The 20,955-nt window shown below is 43.2% G+C and carries 18 protein-coding genes and 1 pseudogene; 5 read left to right on the top strand and 14 right to left on the bottom strand.

Going from position 1 to position 20,955, the window contains the following annotated elements:
- Positions 1–196: 196 nt before the first annotated feature.
- The 3 genes from cobT to RMY63_RS33900 form a co-directional block, all read right to left on the bottom strand.
- Positions 197–1,387, bottom strand: coding sequence for a nicotinate mononucleotide-dependent phosphoribosyltransferase CobT (cobT, locus tag RMY63_RS33910; RefSeq protein ID WP_322732926.1), 1,191 nt, complete (start codon positions 1,385–1,387; stop codon positions 197–199).
- A 70-nt stretch (positions 1,388–1,457) separates the two neighbouring features.
- The gene (locus tag RMY63_RS33905; RefSeq protein WP_322732909.1) at positions 1,458–2,198 is read right to left on the bottom strand and encodes a DUF2232 domain-containing protein; all 741 of its coding nucleotides are present in this window, start codon (positions 2,196–2,198) and stop codon (positions 1,458–1,460) included.
- Positions 2,199–2,211: 13 nt separating this feature from the next.
- A complete protein-coding gene (locus tag RMY63_RS33900) occupies positions 2,212–2,913 on the bottom strand; it encodes a Crp/Fnr family transcriptional regulator (RefSeq protein ID WP_094349203.1) in 702 nt (233 codons plus the stop codon).
- A gap of 643 nt (positions 2,914–3,556) precedes the next feature.
- Here RMY63_RS33900 and RMY63_RS33895 point away from each other — a divergent pair.
- From RMY63_RS33895 to RMY63_RS33885, 3 genes are all read left to right on the top strand, one after another.
- The gene (locus RMY63_RS33895; RefSeq protein WP_322732908.1) at positions 3,557–7,696 is read left to right on the top strand and encodes a hypothetical protein; all 4,140 of its coding nucleotides are present in this window, start codon (positions 3,557–3,559) and stop codon (positions 7,694–7,696) included.
- A 211-nt stretch (positions 7,697–7,907) separates the two neighbouring features.
- Positions 7,908–8,222, top strand: coding sequence for a hypothetical protein (locus RMY63_RS33890; protein ID WP_322732907.1), 315 nt, complete (start codon positions 7,908–7,910; stop codon positions 8,220–8,222).
- Positions 8,223–8,602: 380 nt separating this feature from the next.
- Complete coding sequence (locus tag RMY63_RS33885) at positions 8,603–9,256, top strand: sugar transferase (RefSeq protein ID WP_322732906.1); 654 nt, start codon at positions 8,603–8,605, stop codon at positions 9,254–9,256.
- Positions 9,257–9,331: 75 nt separating this feature from the next.
- On the opposite strand, the gene RMY63_RS33880 is transcribed toward RMY63_RS33885, so the two are convergent.
- The 9 genes from RMY63_RS33880 to RMY63_RS33840 form a co-directional block, all read right to left on the bottom strand.
- Positions 9,332–10,168 (bottom strand): carbohydrate ABC transporter permease, encoded by an 837-nt coding sequence (locus tag RMY63_RS33880; RefSeq protein ID WP_322732905.1) that lies wholly within the window; start codon positions 10,166–10,168, stop codon positions 9,332–9,334.
- An 86-nt stretch (positions 10,169–10,254) separates the two neighbouring features.
- Complete coding sequence (locus RMY63_RS33875) at positions 10,255–10,572, bottom strand: HNH endonuclease (RefSeq protein ID WP_322732904.1); 318 nt, start codon at positions 10,570–10,572, stop codon at positions 10,255–10,257.
- Between the two features lie 105 nt (positions 10,573–10,677).
- Positions 10,678–10,818 (bottom strand): hypothetical protein, encoded by a 141-nt coding sequence (locus RMY63_RS33870; RefSeq protein ID WP_322732903.1) that lies wholly within the window; start codon positions 10,816–10,818, stop codon positions 10,678–10,680.
- Between the two features lie 155 nt (positions 10,819–10,973).
- Positions 10,974–11,984, bottom strand: coding sequence for a catalase family protein (locus RMY63_RS33865; protein ID WP_322732902.1), 1,011 nt, complete (start codon positions 11,982–11,984; stop codon positions 10,974–10,976).
- A 38-nt stretch (positions 11,985–12,022) separates the two neighbouring features.
- Positions 12,023–12,598 (bottom strand): 5-formyltetrahydrofolate cyclo-ligase, encoded by a 576-nt coding sequence (locus RMY63_RS33860; protein ID WP_322732901.1) that lies wholly within the window; start codon positions 12,596–12,598, stop codon positions 12,023–12,025.
- A gap of 73 nt (positions 12,599–12,671) precedes the next feature.
- Complete coding sequence (locus tag RMY63_RS33855; protein ID WP_322732900.1) at positions 12,672–13,616, bottom strand: GDP-L-fucose synthase; 945 nt, start codon at positions 13,614–13,616, stop codon at positions 12,672–12,674.
- 22 nt (positions 13,617–13,638) lie between these two features.
- Positions 13,639–14,718: a GDP-mannose 4,6-dehydratase gene (gene gmd, locus RMY63_RS33850; RefSeq protein WP_322732899.1), complete on the bottom strand. Its 1,080-nt coding sequence runs from the start codon at positions 14,716–14,718 to the stop codon at positions 13,639–13,641.
- 738 nt (positions 14,719–15,456) lie between these two features.
- Positions 15,457–16,215: a sugar transferase gene (locus RMY63_RS33845; RefSeq protein WP_322732925.1), complete on the bottom strand. Its 759-nt coding sequence runs from the start codon at positions 16,213–16,215 to the stop codon at positions 15,457–15,459.
- 102 nt (positions 16,216–16,317) lie between these two features.
- A complete protein-coding gene (locus RMY63_RS33840; protein ID WP_322732898.1) occupies positions 16,318–17,469 on the bottom strand; it encodes a glycosyltransferase in 1,152 nt (383 codons plus the stop codon).
- 282 nt (positions 17,470–17,751) lie between these two features.
- Here RMY63_RS33840 and RMY63_RS33835 point away from each other — a divergent pair, with 282 nt between their 5' ends.
- Positions 17,752–18,690, top strand: a complete 939-nt coding sequence (locus tag RMY63_RS33835) for an NAD-dependent epimerase/dehydratase family protein (RefSeq protein ID WP_322732897.1) — start codon at positions 17,752–17,754, stop codon at positions 18,688–18,690.
- A 91-nt stretch (positions 18,691–18,781) separates the two neighbouring features.
- Here the strand turns inward: RMY63_RS33835 and RMY63_RS33830 are convergent, their stop codons facing one another.
- Entirely contained in the window at positions 18,782–19,549 is a 768-nt protein-coding gene (locus tag RMY63_RS33830; RefSeq protein ID WP_322732896.1) for a Uma2 family endonuclease, read from the bottom strand.
- 229 nt (positions 19,550–19,778) lie between these two features.
- Here RMY63_RS33830 and RMY63_RS33825 point away from each other — a divergent pair, with 229 nt between their 5' ends.
- On the top strand, positions 19,779–20,663 hold the full coding sequence (locus RMY63_RS33825) for an SMP-30/gluconolactonase/LRE family protein (protein ID WP_322732895.1): 885 nt from the start codon (positions 19,779–19,781) through the stop codon (positions 20,661–20,663).
- Positions 20,664–20,741: 78 nt separating this feature from the next.
- On the opposite strand, the pseudogene RMY63_RS33820 reads toward RMY63_RS33825, so the two are convergent.
- Positions 20,742–20,955, bottom strand: a pseudogene (locus RMY63_RS33820) (hypothetical protein); the annotation flags it as partial.

Below are 20,955 nucleotides of genomic sequence, written 5' to 3'. Positions count from 1 at the left end.
TAATTCTCCTGAAAAACTAGAAGGTAAACAAAATTCCATCCTGTTCGCTTATATCCCCCGTTTAGAAAACGGGAGCTTTACGCATCACGCTTCGTAAGTGATTTGCCGAACTTGATATTACGCAGAAAAGACCTCTCTTTGATTTCACTACGTAAAATCGTCCCTCTCCGACTTGCAAAAAGAAAGACTTTCATCTTTAATTCAAGGCAATACTTAGCCGTTCAAGTTGAGCTTCAATGGCTGCCAAAAGTTGGTATTGCTGCCAATCTTGGCTAAGATGGGCGGCTATGCAAGCGGCTCCAGCACCCATACCTTCTTTGACAAAGCCCTGCTCATAGGCTCTCAGTTGGGGATAACGAGAATCAGCAAAGCTTAGATGAGTTGCTAATAGAGGAGGGATTTCTCCACTCGGAGTTAAGCTGTTTTTTCCTAAGTTAAGGGCTAAGTCAACTGTAGCGCCAGTAGGATCTTCAGCCACCCAGCGGGTTGTGCCTACAACTACTGCTTCTGGTTGCCATGATAAGGCGTAAGCTTGAGCGATCGCACTAATGAGCGCATAAACCGCCAGCATTTGCGTCCCTCCAGCCAGCATTACACCACAACTACGGCTAGCAGCGATCGCCATCCCAGCTACCACCACCTGCATCGGATCGCCCACGGCGGCGACGAGTTGTAGGGGGTTAACTGGGGGGGATGAGGGAGATGAGGAGGATGAGGTAGTATTTTCTCCCCCTGCTCCCCCATCTCCCTTCATCTTCTCCAGTCCAGCTTGCACTAGTGCCCACTTTTGTGCGTGGTTACAAACAGGATGGCTACTGTTAACTTTTCCAGCAGCATCTGTACCTAAACCAGTTAAGATTGCCAGGGCAGTTGTAGTACCTCCGACGACGCACTCACCAACAATCAGATACCCCTGTTGGATATTGACAGCTAGGCGTTCTCCCCAAAGTAGCCCTTGTTTAAACAAGTGATGTACTGTTGTAATTTCCATAGCAGCACCTCCACTTAAACACTTAGCAGGAGCGCCATTCAAATCAATTACTGGCACAGATGGAGTCTGGGGTAAACCAGCATTAAATAAATGAACTGGTATCTTTAGTGACTCAAAGACAGCGCGAGAAATCAGCACGGGTGAAGCCCCAGCCGCCAATGGTGGTAAGGGATATTGGGCTTTATGTTCTGGGCCGTAATACAAAAATTCGGCATCGGCACAAGCAGTATATTTCCGATCCTCTGGAGTGCGACCAGCTGCTGAAATCCCTGGAATTAAACCAGTTTCAGTAAATCCTAAAACACAAGCAAATACAGGTAGACAACCACGATACCGTCGCAGCCATTGTTCACCCTGTTCTTTTTGAGTATAAATACTAATTTGAGAATTGGGCATGGGGAATTGGGCATGGGGCATTGGTTATTAGTTAGGACTCATCATTTAACCAATGACAAATGACAAATGACTATCCTTCATAATCCATGAGAACTTGTACCCAGTGTGGTGGGGGGGGGATCGGGTTGCCCAGGCGGTCAAAAAGCAACCACGCTGCCAGGTGTACTATAAAAAGGTAGATAAAGTTGTTGAGTACAATTAAAGCGATCGCTCCCACTTGAATCAAAAATACACTGGGACTCGTCAACAAACTCAAGTTAAAAAATACCCACTCAATGAACTCAGTCACCTGGGTAATCACATAAATCCACAGGTCTTCACCCGACAAAACAGACAGCAACCACAGCCGAAAAAAGACTCCTAAAGTACCTAATAGCGTTCCCAAAGTAATAGAAACAATCCAGGGAACACGACGACGACACCACGTAGCGCCCAAAAGCACGCCCATGAACCCGTAGGGCATGACAAACAGCAAACTGCGGGCTGGCCCCATCAATACCGTCAACAGTAACCCAGAGGTGAGTGCTGCCATCCATGCCGCACGTTTGCCCCAACGCAGATAAACTAGAGCGATCGGCACTGGAAAAAATATCCGCAAAACTGGGCCCAAGGGAAAGTAAAAATTAATAAACCAAATTAAGCTAGCGGTACTGGCTAAAAATGCCGTTTCTACCATCCTCAAGGGCGCATCAGCTTTGATTTGAGGGGGCATTAACTGCTGTTCTTTATCTAACCAATGATTCTGAGGAGTTGGAGATTCAGGGGATGGATCTTCCTCCGGTTCATCTGGGAGAGAATCTAAAATACTCATATTTGACAAGTTTTTAAACGATCATTCTTTCTAAGGCTGACAAATCGGGAATACAAATAGTGTCTTGATCCCGTTTAATCAAGCCTTTTTTTTCTAGCCTTGTCAATACTCGTGTCACCGTTTCCCGCGCCAGTCCGCTCAAACTACTCAATTCCCGATGAGGTAAATTGGGGATTTCGGTTCCGGTTTGCCCTTTTTTTCCCTGTCCTTCTGCCAAAAATAACAACGTATCTGCTACCCTTGATTGGCTATCAGATTCCCGCAACCGCAATCGGCGATTTACTTGCCGCAAACGTCGTGCCATTAGTTGCGCCAATCGAACTCCCGCCAAGGGTTCTATCTGAAGTAATTTGACAAAATCCTGAGCAGGCATACTACCAATTACCGTCGGGGCCAAGGTAATCACATCGGTGGATCGAGGTGCTTCATCTAGCGCCGCCATTTCACCAAACAATTCACCTTTGCCAATAATATTCAGCGTTACCTCTTTCCCTTCCAGATTGTAGGTGCGGATTTTTACCCATCCATCCATAATAAAATACACAGAACCACCCCAGTCATTTTCCAGTAAAATCACCTGATTGGCTGGGTGAGTGCGGGTAACGAGATGGGTGAGGGCTGATTCCACAGCAGTTTCTGGCAACCCTTGAAAAAAGGGAGCGGAGGCGATCATCCAGGAATTAGCCTGTGCTTGCAAGCTATATCGATCTTCCATTACGACATCTTTAACTCAAGCTGCTATGTACACACAAAAAACAGGAGCGCCATTTGTAGCCTAAGCTATCATTGCACAGCTCCTTTTCAAAGAAAAAACTAAACTATGCTACACAAGAAAGCGACAAGAAGTTTTTCTAAATAATCTTTACCTATAAGTTTAAACGGAGTAAAAGTTTTGCAAAAAGTAGTTTCTAGCCTGCGGTTGTATTGCTTAGGGGCTAGCTGCACTGCAAACTTGATTAGTTATGAATATAGGCAAACAACATTAATGATACTAAAGGGAGTAAATTATTGCTCAGGTAATTTTAGCGATTTTCAAAAAGAGGCAACCAATAACCCGCAAAATTAAGCTTTTCGAGCAAAGGCTGTCTGAAGAGGACAAGGAGAGGGAAACACAAGGAGACAAGGGGATGGGGCGACAAAGAGAAACTTTTTTCCTTGTTTTCTTGGATGATTGAAGATTGCCACGACTCCCAGTAATCCATAACATAATGACAGTCACAAGTCCAAGCAGCGGCTTTTGCCACTCAAAATTTCTCCTATAGTCAATGCTGCGCGTAGCTTGCTTTTCTATGGGGTACGGTGATTGTAAAGTAATTGTCACATTAGTTGACATAGAATTTATACATAAGGTAAGAGAAGTGACTTTTAGTACAGATGAAATTCAAAAGCTGATCGCAGACATTGACAACTTACTTGCCAGTGGTGGCAAGCGCCTATCTAGATTTCTGTCTGGTCAGGCACAAGAGCCTAAAGAAGTCTTAGAGCGAATTCGCGACTTCTTGGTAAGGTTACAAGAAAAAGCAGCATTAGAGAGCGGCAACCCAAATCAGTCTTCTGAAGAACCGCGTTCGCCCTTGGCGTTGGCGGAGCCATCGCCTTTGTTAACAAAATTTATCGATCGTGGTAATAACCAGTATCCACTACCGCCGCCCGAACTCAATCAGGAACCGAGTACTGTTGGTGCAGGACAATTAAAAAATGAATTTTCGAGATTGATTCAGCCGTTGCGATCGGAATTAGAATTGCTTTTGCAAGAGCGAGCCACTCTCATACAAGAAATTCGGCAACTAGAACAAAAGCGTTTGCAAAACTACTCATTAGCGCAGCAGTTGACAAACCAGGAGCAAATGATTACCGAGTTTTTACAGGTACTCATGAGTCGCCTTGTGCCAACTTTAACACCACTAATTGGACAGACGAGAGAAAATTCTGCCAGTTCTTCAGGAGGAATTAATTACGCAACCTCTGCAACTCAATCTTTATTAGAATCCTCTGACGATGTGGAGCGCTTAACCCAGCTAGCTAGGGAGTTGGATCAACGCCTATTATCACTAGATGGGACGGTGAATGTAGTCTTTGAAGCACTACAGCGCAACATTAATACTTATTACGAATCCCTGTCCCAAGCACTGGCAAGAATGCATAGTAAGGGGATGCAAGGTGAACAGCTGATGGCCAGCTTTGTCAACAATTTGACCCAGCATTTGCAACAAGAATCCCCTAGTTCGCAGTCATCTTTGCTGAGAGGAGAATCTGAGACACTACCATCATTGACTGAACCAGCCGAGATTGCTGCTGGAGTTGCGCCCCAATCCTTCGAGCTTATACAGTCAGAAACTTCATCTCCACTCACAATTACTTCTGAGCAACAGGAGACTAGCCTCACAGAGGATCTAGATGCAGTGCTGTTGCAGCTTGGTGTAGACTCATCTGAATATTCTCAAACCCCGACCGAATTACCGCAAGATATTTCTGCGGCAATTGGTGATGAAGTAGACCAACTTTACGCCAGTTTGTTTGATGCTGGTGATGTTAATAATCCCAGCCTCGATGTTCCTACAAATGAATTATCTGCTTCCACAGCCTCTCCATCACCGTTGAACATCGCACAAGTCCCGCCGGTCTCTCCAACCGTTGATTCTGCGGTTGTGATTCCAGATACGGGTTTTTCAACCCAAGAGACTTTAGGCGAAACCACAGATTTATCAGAGCCAGAGGAAGAACTATTTTTTGCAGAGAATACTGACCTAGACTCACCTCTTAACTTCTCTACTCCACAAATAGACAGTTTGCCACAAATCGGCACTCAGCCAGCTAGCGTTGATACAATTAATACCCTAACTGACTTATTGCCTGATGTTGATAGCGAACCGCAATTGCTGGAAGTCTCTTCTTCTGAGGATAATGCTACAGCTACAGCAACTGACCTATTGCCTGATACAGATAATGAACTGCAATTGCTGGAAGTCTCTTCTTCTGAGGATAATGCTACAACCACAGCACCAGTTACTCCAGAAGTACCAGAAATTGCGTTGGCAGAGCCTACCGTTCGCGAAGAAGCGTCTGTCTACGACACGCTGCGCGAAGGCAGAGAAAGTATCGCCACATCGGAAGTATCAATTAACAACGATCGCACCGAGCTGTCTTCAGATAACTACATTGCTGCTTCACCCCAAGAAAACTTACTTTCTATTGAATCAAACCAGTCTCCAGCCGTACCAGATATTTCTTTAGATGAAGAACAGTTGCAGCAGTTAGATCGGGATTTGGCTAATTTTGATCGGCAGCTAAATTCTGAGTCGCAGCCAGCTACAAACTTGGATGTTTTCTCGGAACCACTTGATAACATTAAAGACACAACTTCCCCTGAAAATCTCCAAATAGCAGAGAATACATCAGCTGCTGCTTTCTCAAGTTTGGCAGTTCCCCAGGTAGAAACTGAAAAAAAGGAAGTCACAACTCCTGTTCCAGAAAGTTCTTTACCTCCAATTGCCAACTCCATAAATAATCCAGAAGTTTTGCCGAATGTTCTAGAATCAGTGTGGTATTTAGGAATTGATTTAGGTACAACAGGAATTTCCGCCGCATTATTAAATCGCTCAACTTTTGTTGTACATCCTATCTACTGGTCAGCAGAAAATTCGTCGGGAACAAGTTCCTTTCAACAATCGTTTCGTTTACCAACAGAGGTTTATCTGCCTATAGCTTCTGTACCCCACGGTGAAAACGAAACTATCGAAGCACATGAGCAGACTGCACCTGCGGCTGTTGCCCAAGATAAAGTACCCGATCGTGCCAACACTCCTGCAACACCAAAATCGACAGCAGAACCGCCGAAAAACAATCTCTACTCGGCGCAGTTGAAGCCCTATCTACAAGTAGCCATTCCCTACAAGAGTGAACGACAGAAATGGGAACCGATTTTGCAATTAAATGAATTTTCGGCAGGGCCTTTGATTTGGGTTGTGCGATCGCTCTCTAAGTTACTATTAACCCTCAAATCCGAAAAAACAAGTACTACCCCTCGTTTAATGGCTGCTGCTGTTGGCATCGGTGAACAAGATTTTCCCCAGATTATCAATAATGTTGCTGGTGTAATTTGTACCTGTCCATTTAGCTGGTCGGAACAATACCGCTTTAACGTGCGGGAAGCTTTACTCACTAGCAAACTCATCCAACATCCGCAGCAAGTCTTTTTTGTCGAAGAAGCGATCGCTAGTCTACTCCCGGAACTGGATGCTGCTAGTGGTGAGCAAGTAAAATTAAGCGATGCTCAAGGTTCTCATCCAGCAAAAACTAGCGAACATCCCATTGCTGGCAACACCCTTGTGATTAACATTGGGACAACTGCCACAGAAATGTTGCTGGTAAATCTACCAGAAACCTTGCAGCAATTGACATACAATGATTTCATGCTCCATAGTTTTGCTTATGCTGGCAAGGGTATTGAACAAGATATAATCTGCCAGTTGCTATTGCCACCGAAATCTCGGCAATCACGCCTAGAAACACCAAGCGATGCCTGCGGCGGGCTACGCCTACGCAAAACTACCACGAGTAATCCTTGGCAATGGCAACCATCAATTCCCGGTTTAGACCAAATGCATTGGCAGACTTTAGGGTTGGAAGAATTAGAACTACCCAGAGTTGGAGAACCAGATATCACCGCTAGAATTCGTCTCCAGCAGCGTCTAGAAAGCTCTCTACTGGGACAGGCGGTATTAGATGCAGCATTAGCCCTAAAACTGATTTTGCAACACCAAGACTCTTTTACCCTGGAATTGGCGGATCAGCAGTGGGTTTTGCAGCGACGAGACTTAGAAAGCCAGGTATTTATCCCCTTTGTGCGCCGCCTGAACCGAGAACTCAACAAGTTATTGGTAGCTCGTGGCATCCCCACAGAAGCCATTAATCAAGCTATCCTGACTGGTGGAGTGGCTTGTATCGGGACGGTGAACCGCTGGTTACGCCAAAAACTTCCCAGCACTAAGATTATTCAAGATTTATATCTCGGCGAAAATGGCGCTCCCAATTGCAGTCGGGTTGCTTATGGTTTGGCGATGCTGCCTCTACATCCCCAGATTTTAGATATACCCAGGCAACAATACACTGATTATTTCTTGTTTACAGAATTGTTGCGATTGCTACCAGACCGTCCCTTATCTTTTGGTGAAGTTATCCAGTTATTTGAAGGTCGGGGGATTAATACTCGCACTTGTCAGCAACGGCTGCTGGCTTTTTTGGAAGGTAAACTGCCTTCCGGTTTAATACCTTCAGTCACAGAATCAACCTGGCTTACCCAGAGTTCGCAAGAAAATCCTGACTATCAAGCGATCGCCACAGCACCACTTTTTGAAAAACAAGGGAATCTGACTTATCGTCCCAATTCTCAACAATTGTTGTCTTTGCGTCGCTATCTAGATGCAATTAAGGCTAGTAATCAGCAATCACTAGAGGAACCATATACAGTGAATTTTGCCTTACAGGTTAATCGTTGAGACTAGTACTGCAAGGCGGAAGTCAAACGATTTTGGATTTTAGATTTACGATAGCGAAGCGTTAGCGAGTCCGCGTACTCTGTAAGAGTTGCAAGCTAGCAAGAGCGTCTCGTAGAGAGCGTATGCGTGGATTAACCCCGCCCACAAGGGTCGGGGCTTGGGGATTTTAGATTAACGATTTTAGATTTGTTCCGCCCACAAGGGGCGGGGCTTGAACCGAAAAACCCCAATCCAAAATCGGCACGGTCAAAAGTCAAAAGTCAAAAGAATTGTATTCCAAGCTTTTGTGCCATTTGAAATGGTGAGGCAGTCCGCAGAAGAGGGGGTTTCCACGCCAGTTGCTTCTCCCAAGGGGAGACGCTGCGCGAACAAGTCGGCACAGCCGCCCAACGCACTGGCTCCCCATGAGGAACTGCCGTTAGCGCAGCGTAAAGCCAACGGCATGGCAACTCTTGGAGACGCTGCGCTAACGCTTAGAGCGAGCCTGCGAACGCGAGTGCGTCTTGTAGAGAGCGTCACCCATTAGCGCCGGCGGCAAGCGAGTCTTCTCCCTTGGCGCTAGCCTCTCCCTTTGGGAGAAGGGGAGACGCCAAGGGCGAACGAGCGTCAGGGGTGGTTTATTTACGCTGTGTTTTACCAGTATTAATACTTTAGCTCAGTAATTTTTTGGATGTGCACAATATTAGTATATTTATTTATTAGATGGCGAAAATACTGTAGATTTACAATATATATGTTTAATTGAAAGATTCTGTAAGTTTTGGATTTTTAGTTTTTATATTGGCGAAAATTTGTGTATATTAACACTCGGTAGGAGTGACAATAGCAGTAAAAATTGCCTAAAAATAATGTCTATGTCTACACTACTAATGTAAAAATTCCTGTTATAAAACTAAGTTAACCCTTGTGAATCATCTTTATCTTTATTCAGTTAATTGTTTGGAAGAGCCTTCACATCCGTCAACGTTAAGCGTGAGAAAACGATTAATTGACATTGTTGGAGCCATTGTGGGGCTGATTGTTACATTTATGATAGCAATTCCCGTAGCAATTGCTACTTTTATTCATGAGCCAAGTCCAATATTTTATTCCCAAATTCGCTGTGGTTTAAACGGAAAAACTTTCCGCATCTGGAAATTCCGCTCTATGATAGTCGATGCAGATAAACTCAAGCATTTAGTTGAGAACCAAGCCAAAGGTCACATCTTTAAATCTGTTGACGATCCTCGCATTACTCCTGTTGGTAAGTTTTTGCGACGTACTAGCTTGGATGAATTCCCTCAATTTTGGAATGTTTTGTTAGGAGACATGAGTTTAGTTGGTACTCGTCCACCGACTCCTGATGAAGTCAGTAATTACGATCCACACCACTGGGATAGATTGCGAGTCAAACCAGGCATTACCGGAGAATGGCAAGCTAATGGACGTTCCAGCATTACAGACTTTGAAACCATTGTCAAAATGGATATAGATTATCAACGTAAGTGGTCTGTAACTTATGACCTGAGTCTGATTATTAAAACTATTTGGGTAGTCTTGAAAAAGACTGGGGCTTATTGAATTTGTCATTAGTCATTAGTCATTAGTCATTTGTCATTAGTTTTTCTCCAGGTTCGTGCATCTCCACTTTCTTCTTCAACCCTTGACGCCGCTACCTGTTTCTGTCGGTACAATGTAACGTTGTAAGAACAGAAATAGTAATAATACTGGGGCGATCGCAATTACTGAGCCAGCAGCTACCAAGCGCCAGTCAAGAGAAAATGTTCCTGCTAGCTTTGCGACTCCCAAAGGAAGAGTGTATAAATTTTCATCTTGGATGACAATTAAAGGCCACAAAAAGTCACTCCAAGCACCAATGAATACAAAAATAGCTAAAGTTACCAATGCTGGGCGAACTGCTGGTAACATAATATGCCACCATAATCCTAACTCTGAGCTACCATCCATCCTAGCGGCTTCTTCTATTTCTTTGGGGACACTCATGAAAGCTTGGCGCAACAGAAAAATGCCAAAGGCAGAAGCTAAACTCGGAAAAATCATCCCTAAATAAGTATTTCTCAAACCTATCTGGACTGTCAAAATATAGAGGGGAATCATCACGATTTGGAAGGGAATCATAATCGTAGAGACGATCGCTACAAAAATCCAGTCTCGCCCGACAAACGACAATCTTGCCAACGGATAGGCAGCCAAAGCGCAAAACAGCAGATTTAAGCCCACAGTCAGCACTGACACCAAGGTACTGTTATACAGGTATTGTCCAAAAGGTAGAGAGTTCCAAACACTAGAGAAGTTATTTAGTGTCGGCTGACTGGGTAGCAACTGTGGCGGTGACTGAAAAATATTTTCCGTCGGCGATTTCAAGGCTGTACTAATTAGCCATAGTAAAGGAAAGAGCATCAACAGTGCGATCGCTCCCAACAGCGCATACATTAGCAGAATCTGCGATCGTGATTTTTTCCAGTTCAGCATTTGATTAATAACTTTCCAAGTTTTGTAAATATTTATGACAGCTTACTTTATCAGACTGCAACTTGCTTTTTATATTTTGCACTTGCTCAAATATTTGGTGGATGTTCACCCATTTTCACCCACATTTTCCGCACACGAGTCAATTGCAGACGATTCATTTTTAAAGTAGAAATTGTTGCTCTCCCAATGGTTGTAAGCCCTACAATTTCTGTAGTATCTTCACTCCAAGTAAAATGGTCTGCCCACAATTGCTGTTGTGGATCAAATAATTTAACCTCATTCTGAGTATTAGGGTCAATTGCTGTTTGACGAGTTGCTTTATAACGATTATAAGATGGGCAAGCCAAGCAGAGATTTTCTTTCTCCAGTTTCCCCACCAGATGACAAGGGAATAATATGCTCAAATTCAAAAGTAGTGACTGTTAAAGCTTCAGCAGTGCGACAGTAAGCGCACAAATTAGCAAAATGACTGCGAATCTTATTTTTTAATTCAACAGGAATGTAAACACTCACGCTACTTGCTGTTTATTTTGAAAAATATTTAATGTATATCTAGCTCTAATTTTAATAATATTTAATTGGTCAACTTGTACCAATAATCTGTCTAAAGTTTCAGTCTCTTCATTTGACAAATAATTTTCAGTTTTCATCTGTAAATGTAGAGACGTAAAATTTTACGTCTCTACAAGAGTTTTGGTTGCACAACTAATAACTTTTATACATCAAATCAACAATGCCAAAAATCGTATCTAATCAAGTAGGCTTATAGCCTATCATCCTACAGTTTTAAGTCAAATTATAGTGGTTAATCTTCAACCACCACATAAGGTTGTGGTTCTCGCAAGCGTTTAGCAATTTCTTCTCGCCGATACTTTGCAAGTTCGCTGTAAAGTCTCTTGCGAGAGAGATTCACACTTCCAACAGGCTCATGCTCTAACAGTGTATGCCAAGGGGAAAACAGCGAACCCTCATCTAAGCGTTTGCGTTCTTCAAAGTCAAACTTCTGACTGGGAATGCGGACAGTTGCAACTTTAATAAATGGTGAATCTACTTCTTGCCATTCCTGAATGTGGTCTTCAATCGGCGTTTTGTCGTCATCTACATAAAACTGAATTAGAAAGTCAAAAGACGCTTCTCGACCTTCTTCAGTCAAATATTTTACCAGCGTTTCTCGAAGGTAATTTTCTGATTCTGGAAGTGTTTCTGGTGGTTGTTCAGGCTGTTGAGATTTGACTGATAATTTTACAATCCGCTCACCAAATTTAAACGGAGCCATGCTCCAATATTGAATCAAAAGTGGATTTCCTACTTTGTGGCTGACAATTTTTTGCAAGATAGCAAAGGCGTAACCAAGTTCTTCCAGCCGTTCTGGGGTAAGTTGTCCACTACCTGCTTTTGAAAGATCGGCGTAATCACGAACGTCTTTGGTAAAGAAAGTAGGATAATTGTTAAGTATGAAATCTTGAGTTTTTTCTTCATCATCCAGCACTTTTTTCCCGTCCACATTCATCACCTTGATGGCGATACCGCGAACATCCGGTTGGCTATCGGAGCGGAATTTACCACGTTTTTCAGGCGAACCACCACTAGAGAAACGAATCCACGCAGGGTAGGTTTGGGGCGTTTTGAACAAACCTACTCTTAGGTCTTCAGGAAGATTAGGTTCAATAATAAACTCTCCCGAAAGGAGTCCATGACTTTTGCTATGAATTTGGCGGAGGTCTGGGCCTGTTTTTTGTTGAGCTTGGAGACTACTTGCGATAATCTCGTCGATTGTTGTTTCCTGCTCAGTGGGAGATGATGTTGGGTTAGTCATAAAACATTTGATGAGATGTCTTAGTTATCCTGAATCCTTCAACCTTTTCGAGTCAATCCGGTTTCCGTACAAATAGCTTGTAGTGGTTTATCCCAAGGCTCAATCAGTATATGGGACAAATAGGCAAAATCAAAGACAATTCCGATAGTCGGCTTTGTCTGCCACTGCGGTAAACTGAGCAAGCGATCGTAATATCCACCGCCATAACCCAAACGATATCCTTGATAGTCGCAAGCTACACTGGGTAGGAGAATCAAATCTACATCGGCAGCATCTAATAGGGGAGCGTCGGGGTGTGGTTCATTAATCCCATAAGCGCCATTTTGAACAGAATCATCAGGTGTCCAAATATGCCAACATAAGGATTTATCAACGCAGCGAGGAAATCCCCAACGGTATTTGGTGTTTGCAAATAGTGGACTGAGGTCGGGTTCTTGGCGAAAGCTGAAATAAGCAAGTATTGTTTTTGCTTGGGTAAACAAAGTAGAGTTTTGTAAATGAGAGCATAAGCGATCGCTTTTTTCTCTCCATTCTCCAACGGACATTGATTTACGTGTTTTGAGTAGAGTGCGGCGCAGTTCTACTTTATTTAGTTGATGATTAACTTTGTCCATAAAATTTATATCGTCAAAAAAAATAAGCTGGGCATCGCCCAGCTTGTATCACTCTACATTCAGCAGTACATTGTTATGCAGCGTGTTGACGATACCACTCAATGGTATTCTTTAGCCCTTCTTCAAAGCTCACCTGAGCCGTGAAATTAAAGGCAAGCTTTGCTCGTTCAGTATCCAAACAGCGCCGGGGTTGACCATTAGGCTTATCAGTTTGCCACACAATTTCCCCCTTAAACTCCATCAATTTGCAGATTAGAGTTACTAAATCAAGGATGGAGATTTCATAACCGGTTCCCAAGTTAACTGGTTCCGATTCATTATAGAATTGAGTTCCCATGACAATCCCCCGCGCTGCATCTTCTGAATACAGAAACTCACGGGTAGGACTGCCATCACCCCAAACTAAAAGTTGCTTTTCTGCTTTAATTTGGGCTTCGTGAACTTTGCGAACTAACGCTGGAATGACGTGGGAACTTCCGGGGTCAAAGTTATCTTCTGGCCCATATAAATTTACTGGCAGTAGGTAAATCCCATTAAAACCGTACTGCTGACGGTAAGATTGCAATTGAACTAAAAGCGCTTTTTTTGCAATTCCGTAAGGGGCGTTGGTTTCCTCTGGGTAGCCATTCCAAAGATCATCTTCTTTGAATGGCACGGGAGTAAATTTAGGATAGGCGCAAATTGTGCCAACACAAACAAATTTTTCTACTCCAGCTTGATAGGCAGCGTGAATTAGCTGGGTTCCCATGATCAAGTTATCGTAAAACAACTCTGCGGGTTTTTCACGGTTTAAACCGATACCACCGACATGAGCTGCTAGATGTACAATTATGTCTTGCTGGTCAGCTGCACGTTGGCTATTTTCCCAAACACGCAAATCGGAATCGTGCGATCGCGGTACTGTAATTTTCTCACGATCGGCTCCTGCTTTACACAGTTGATCTATCACCTGACGACCTAGAAACCCCGACCCACCAGTGACGAGAATCCGTTTATTTTTTAATCCTAAGGCGGTCATATTTTATCCTCTGTGATGCGAATCAGAAGTGCAAAGCGCCCAGTGTTTGACGAATAGTCGCGATGTCATTTGGAAATCGCGAACCATTTCCATTGGGTGAAGTATGACCCAATGCTTGTAAGTCTGCTTCTACCATTAGAAAAACTAGTTCTTCAAAGGTTACTGATGGTGTCCAGCCCAAGTTCTGCCGTGCTTTGGTAGAATCGCCAATCAACAACTCTACCTCTGATGGACGCAGGTAACGCTCATCAAACTCTACATAATCTTGCCAATTAAGATTCACATAACTAAATGCCAGTTCCAAAAACTCGCGTACCGAGTGGGTTTCACCAGTAGCAATTACGTAATCATCTGGCTGGTCTTTCTGCAACATCAACCACATTGCTTTGACGTAATCCTTCGCATAGCCCCAATCTCGCTTGGCATCTAGATTACCCATGTAAATCTTTTTCTGCTTACCAGCAACAATACCAGCCACGGCTCTAGTAATTTTGCGGGTTACAAAGGTTTCACCCCGCCGTGGTGACTCGTGGTTAAAAAGTATGCCATTACAAGCAAATAAATTATAAGATTCACGATAATTTACAGTTTGCCAGTGAGCGTAAACTTTCGCACAGGCATAGGGACTGCGGGGATAAAAGGGCGTTGTCTCAGTTTGAGGTATTGCTTGTACTAAACCGTACATTTCTGAAGAACCCGCCTGATAAAATCGCACCTGAATTCCGGTACGATGCTGGTAGTCTCGAATTGCTTCCAACAGACGCAATGTTCCCATTCCTACTGCATCCACCGTGTATTCTGGTGAATCAAAGCTGACTCTGACATGGGATTGAGCGCCGAGGTTGTAAATCTCTACTGGCTTTACTTCTTCTAAAATACGCCGCAACGTTGTACCATCTGTCAAGTCACCGTAGTGAAGAAACAAGCGCACTCCCTCTTTGTGGGGGTCTTCGTAAATGTGATCGATGCGGTCTGTGTTAAAGGTAGAAGTCCGGCGAATGATGCCATGAACCTCATAACCTTGTTCCAACAAAAACTCACTTAGATATGAACCATCTTGTCCAGTAATACCAGTAATCAACGCTCGCTTCTGTTGCGTCATGCTCAATTATCCCTTATTGTCTTTGATTAAAAAGTTACAGCCAATCTGATACAACCTAGCAACTAATTGCTGAATTGCCTAATGGGAAACCTACGAGTTATTGTTTTTATAAGACTTTTTCCGTAAATAAATATACTTAATAAAAAGTAATTTAACACGTAAGTCCAACCTTAGACAGCTTAAGATTGTTTAATTATGTATATTTTCTTTTTTACCAGATAGATCAAGAGTATTTTTATGTATGTTGTTTTTTTGTCAAAGCTTCATATATCTCTGCTTTTGTGAAGACTTAATCAAATAGGTATTTTAAATTAGATTTCTGGCAAAAGAGCCAAAGATCCACACTCACAAGAAGTCTTAGTTAAGTAAAAAAGCACAAATTATAGCAGGACTTACGTAAAATATCTCTCAAATTCTTATTCCTGTGTGTCGCGCCAGTTGCTTCTCCCTTCTATACGAGACGCTCCGCGAAGGCCCTAGCCTCTCCCAAAGGGAGAAGGGGAGACGCTCTTGCTAGCTTGCTTCCCCGTTCGCGGAGCGTTCCGTAGGAAAGGGGGTACGAGTCTCTTAACCGCAAGGGCGTACTGGCTTCTCTGCGCCTGGAGCGGTTTGATTCTTTCGTGAATAGTGCGTAAGTCCTATATAGAAACTAAAGATGAGCAATCCTTTAGCTTTCGGGGAGAATTGGTACTTAGGGGCATTAATTGCCCCACAGAATCAATCCACCTAAGTAGTTACTCAGTATGCCCCATTATTTTTGGGCAGAATAACCACATCAACAGTTTTCAAGATGATCCATAAATCAAGCCAGAAATTCCTAAATTTGACATAATGCAGGTCTATTTGAACTCGCCGAGGGTAGGGAATGTCATTACGCCCAGACACCTGCCACAAACCAGTAATTCCTGGACGGATTGTTAAAATCTCATCAATGTGATAACCGTATTTTGGCAGTTCTTCTGCTACTAGAGGTCGGGGGCCGACTACACTCATGTCCCCTTTTAAAACGTTCCAGAACTGTGGAAATTCGTCTAAGCTAGTAATTCGCAAAAATCGACCAATTTTGGTAATCCGGGGATCTTGTTTCAGCTTAAAACTGCTCTCAAATTCTTGTCGCAATTCGGGCGATGTTTCCATCATTTGCATGAGGATTTCGTCTGCATTGCTTACCATTGTTCGGAATTTAATACAATTAAACGCTTTGTAATTTTTCCCTACCCGTTCCTGGACATAAAAAATTGGGCCTTCTGAGCTCAAGGCAATCAGCAAGCTCAAAATTAAGTAGACGGGGAAGAACAAAATTAATACTGACAGCGAAAACACTATATCGAACAGTCGTTTGGCAAACTCTCCGTTTAAACCCTGAAAAGATAAACCTTGAGGTTTAACTCTAGGCGTCTTTGTTCTTTGACCGCGTTTTAGAAGAGTACGCGTAGACGCTCTAGTGTCTTGCCGTACACCTCGCTTGCCGGAGAGGAGTGAGCTCTGGGCAGTCATCATACTCCTTAATAATCCACACCACACATAGTCCCAATATTAAAGCCAAAATGAGGTGCTTCTGGGGGAAATTGCCAAAAGCCTAAAAAAATAAGACGTTAATCAAGACCATAATTGCAAAAACGGTCTTTTTTCGTTGCACTTGTTTACAAAATCTAGATAACGATCTGCAAAGATTTGCGGTGAGAACTGCGCGGCGTGCGATCGCATATACTCGGAATTGAACGAACCCTCACACATTTCAAACTTTTCTACTGCCTCCACCAAAGCCGCCTCTGTTTGCGTCCTGAAAAATATACCTGTCCCTGTATCCGCACAAGAACGGATATCTCGCACTGTTTCTAGAGCACCCCCTGCACCATAAGCAATCACTGGCGTGCCGCAAGCTTGTGCTTCCACTAGGGCAATACCAAAATCTTCACAAGCTGCATACACAAACGCCTTAGCCTTAGACATATATTTTTTTACCACATTATCGGGTTGCCATCCCAGTATTTGGATATTTGAGTTTGCCATCTCGCGAATCTTATTCATTTCATCTCCTGTACCAATGACTACTAATGGTCGTTTTAGTTGATTAAAAGCCTTGACAATCAACGATATTTGCTTGTAACTCACTAACCGGGAAACTGTCAGGTAAAAATCCTCTTTCTCAGACAAAAACGGAAATTCCGCAATATTCACTGGTGGATAAATGACTGTTGCTTCTCGCCGATAGCAACGCCAAATCCGCCGAGCTGTATGCTGCGAGTTGGCAATGAAGTAATCAACGCGATTGGCACTCAATACATCCCACTGGCGCAAACGATGTAATAAATATCGCGTCACCCATCCAGGGAAACCATTACCCAGTTTGCTGTGGCGCAGATAATCAAAGGTCAAGTCCCAGGCATAGCGCATCGGGCTGTGACAATAGCAAATATGCATCTGTTCGGGAGTAGTAAGGATTCCTTTGGCAACAGCATGGGATGAAGACAGAATGACATCATAATGCCGCAAATCAAGTTGTTCAATTGCCAAGGGCCACAAAGGCAAGTATTTTTGTATACCGTTGCGGGCATAGGGAAAGTTCTGGAGAAACGTCTTGCCAATTTGACGCTTATATAAATAACTTTCTCTATTGCTAGATTCAAAATCTATGAGAGCATACAAATCAGCATCAATGTGATTCAAAATTTCTCGGACAACGAGTTCTGAACCACCTGTGGCTTTCGGTGTCAGCCACTCATGAACTAGAGCATATTTCAAGGGCACAGCTAAACAATTCAAAATTCAAAATTCAAAATTGAAGATAGTTTTTTTAGACTCCGACTGAAAAGTTTCCCTTGTGATTAATTAACAGGAAGTGCTTCAGATTAGCAAATGGGACGGAATCTTTCCCCCAGAGGTTCCAGATGGATACTGCAACCTGATAATCTCAGATTGGGAATGGGGAGTGGGGAATGGGGAGTGGGCATGGTTATTCCCCTTGTCCCCGACTCCCGACTCCCGACTCCCCACTCCCTTGATGACAACTGATATAGAAAGGGTGAATTTATGCGAATTCTGATTATGGGTGGTACTCGGTTCATTGGTGTCTATTTAACTCAACTATTAGTGGAAAAAGGACACGAGATAGTGCTGTTCAATCGTGGGAATCGGCCAGCACCTTCTTTACAGGGAGTAGGACAAATTATAGGCGATCGCACTGACGCTACTCAATTAAAAGCAAAGTTATCACAAGAAAACTTCGATGTCATTTTTGACAATAACGGGCGAGAACTTACTGATACTCAACCACTAGCAGAAATTTTTCAAGACCGAGTGCAACATTTTGTGTATATGAGTTCTGCGGGGGTGTATCTCAAATCCGATCAATTGCCCCACATCGAAGGCGATGCAGTAGATCCCAAAAGTCGCCATCAGGGTAAACATGAAACAGAAGCTTACCTGACTCAATTGGGATTGCCCTTTACTTCTATTCGTCCTACTTATATTTACGGGCCTCGTAATTATAATGAGTTAGAAGGCTGGTTTTTTGACAGAATTGTGCGCGATCGCCCCATTCCTATCCCCGGAAATGGCTTGCATATCACGCAGCTAGGTCATGTAAAAGACTTGGCAAAAGCTTTGACTCAGATTTTGGGCAATAAACAAGCCATAGGACAGATTTATAATATCTCTGGCGATCGCTTTGTCACTTTTGATGGTTTAGCCCGTGCTAGTGCTGTCGCAGCAGGCAAATCACCTGATGCTGTAAAAATCGTCCATTACGACCCGAAAAAGTTTGATTTCGGCAAACGCAAAGCTTTTCCGATGCGGGTGCAGCATTTCTTTGCTTCGGTGAATAAAGCGCAAACAGAATTAAACTGGCATCCTGAATATGATTTAATTTCTGGATTACAAGATTCTTTGGAAAACGATTATCTCGCTTCTGGTCGGGATAAAGCCGATGTTGATTTCTCTGTAGATGAGGAGATTTTACAAGCTGTTTAATTGTAAAGTTCGTTGACCGAATAATTACGAATTACGAATTACGAATTAGTAATTATTCGGTCATGGGTAATGGAAACAAACCAATTACCTACTACTCGTCATCAGGGTTAATGCCCAATTGTCGCAACTTCGCCGCTAATTTATCAGCACGTTGTTTTTCTTGTTCGGCTCGTTGGCTTTCTCGTTCGGCTCGTCGCCTTTCTTCTTCTAGCTGCGTAGAAATCCAATTTCCTCTATGATCGTACCAACGTAACCACAAGCGATCAATACCTTCGTAAGTGCCTTGCCAAAGTCCTAAACCTAATTGTATTCCTGGCATCCACACTCGTGGTGTACTCAAGTCCAATTCGCTGTAACGGTCTGCAACTAATTGAAATACTTGGAGTTTATCAGTGTACCGATCAAACACAATGTAGTAAGGAACTCGCAAAATCCGCTCATAAACTTCCCATTTGGTCGGTGGTTGGTTAATCTCCCGCAGAGTTTGTCCTAAGTCTTCTTTTTCAGTGCCAGGAGAAAGCAATTCTACCACTACAAAAGGAGCAACCCCTTCTTGCCAGATTACATAACTCAGACGCAAGTTTTGCTGTTCGTAGAGACGCGAAACTCCCACAGCAGCAAACCAGTCTGGGCGTTTGTACCACAGTGTATGTCGGAGATCATAGTAAAGGTTTAAGTCAGTGGCAACAAATACCTCCTCTGCTGGATAGTTAGGTGGACAAAAGGTTTCGCGCAGAAGTTGGGGTTGAAAAAGGTGAAATTCGTCAGGCAAACCAGAGTCCTCTGGGTATTCACTGGGAAGATCATACATGGTTGGTAAGACTTCTTTAGGAGAGAGAGGCGGGTCTGTTTGGTACATAAGGGGAATCCTGACCGACTAATTTTAAGTTAACGGATCGGGGTAAAGGTTTGGCGAAAATCAAAATCAAAAATATTTTCTTCTACCTGAGAAAGACGCAATTTATCGCCTCTTTAGTTTTTACTGGAATAGGAATGACAATTTTCTCTATTATTTAGGCAAACCTTTTTTAGAATTGCCTGAAGGCTACTAAAACTAATTTTTGTAAATACTGTTGTTGGTTGATAGAATGATCCAGGTTTTGCAATATCCACTCCAGAATGTTCTAGAAGCCCGTGCCCGCTTGGGTGAAGGCCCGATCTGGGACTCTACCCAAAACTTAATTTACTGGGTTGATATCTACAACCATCGGGTACATCAGTTCAATCCTGCTACAAGGAAAGACTTATTTTTTAATGTGGGAGATGTGGTCGGCGCGATCGCAAGAGCAGGTAAAGATAGATTAATTATGGCACTGCGTCATCATTTGGCATTCCTCAATATCCAGACGGGTGAAGTTACTCCCATTTTGGAAATCGAAGGAAATCTCCCAGATAACCGTCTCAATGATGGCAAATGTGACCCCCAAGGCCGCTTTTGGTTTGGCTCAATGTCTTCTATAGAAAAACCCGACGCTAGCCTCTATCGCTATGATGCTGATGGCTCATTACATGTAATGGAAACAGGATTGACTATTTCTAATGGCTTGGGTTGGAGTCCCGACCAAAAGACATTTTATTTGGCTGACTCTCCTCACCAAAAAATATATGCTTATGACTTTGATTCAGTAACAGGTAGCATTACTAATCGCCGGATTTTTGTTGATTTAACTCATGAATCTTTCTACCCAGATGGCTTGACGATAGATAGTCAAGGAAATATTTGGTCAGCTATGTGGAATGGATGGTATGTGATTCGTTTCAATCCCAAGGGTGAAGAGATATTGCGGATAAAGCTACCAGTTCCACTTGTAACAAGTTGTACCTTTGGCGGTGATGATTTGCAAACACTTTACATCACTACCGCTTCAGTTGGACTTAGCCAAACCGAGATTGACAAAAGTTTCTACTCAGGTGATTTGTTTGCTCTCCAAACTGATATTACTGGATTACCTAGCTATAATTTTGAGAAATAAAGTAGTAGCTGTGTTAAGGTGAGCCGCTAAATTGCCTCTCGCATTGGTTTAACTCGACTCTTTACTTGTTTGCGAATTCTAAAAATTCTGAGTTTTGAACTTTTGATCCTGAAGTTCCGTGTTCAAAGGTGCAACTTCCGTGTTCAAAGGTGCAACTTCCGTGTTCAAAGGCTCAACTTCCGTGTTCAAAGGCTCAACTTCCGTGTTCAAAGGCTCAACTTCCGTGTTCAAAGGCTCAACTTCCGAGTTCAGAGGCTCAACTTCCGAGTTCAGAGGCTCAACTTCCGAGTTC

The organism is Nostoc sp. ChiQUE01b (assembly GCF_034531255.1).
In the GTDB taxonomy this organism is placed as follows: domain Bacteria; phylum Cyanobacteriota; class Cyanobacteriia; order Cyanobacteriales; family Nostocaceae; genus Nostoc.
Note: the sequence above shows the minus strand (reverse complement) of the source record. Positions and strands in the feature narration are given on the sequence as shown.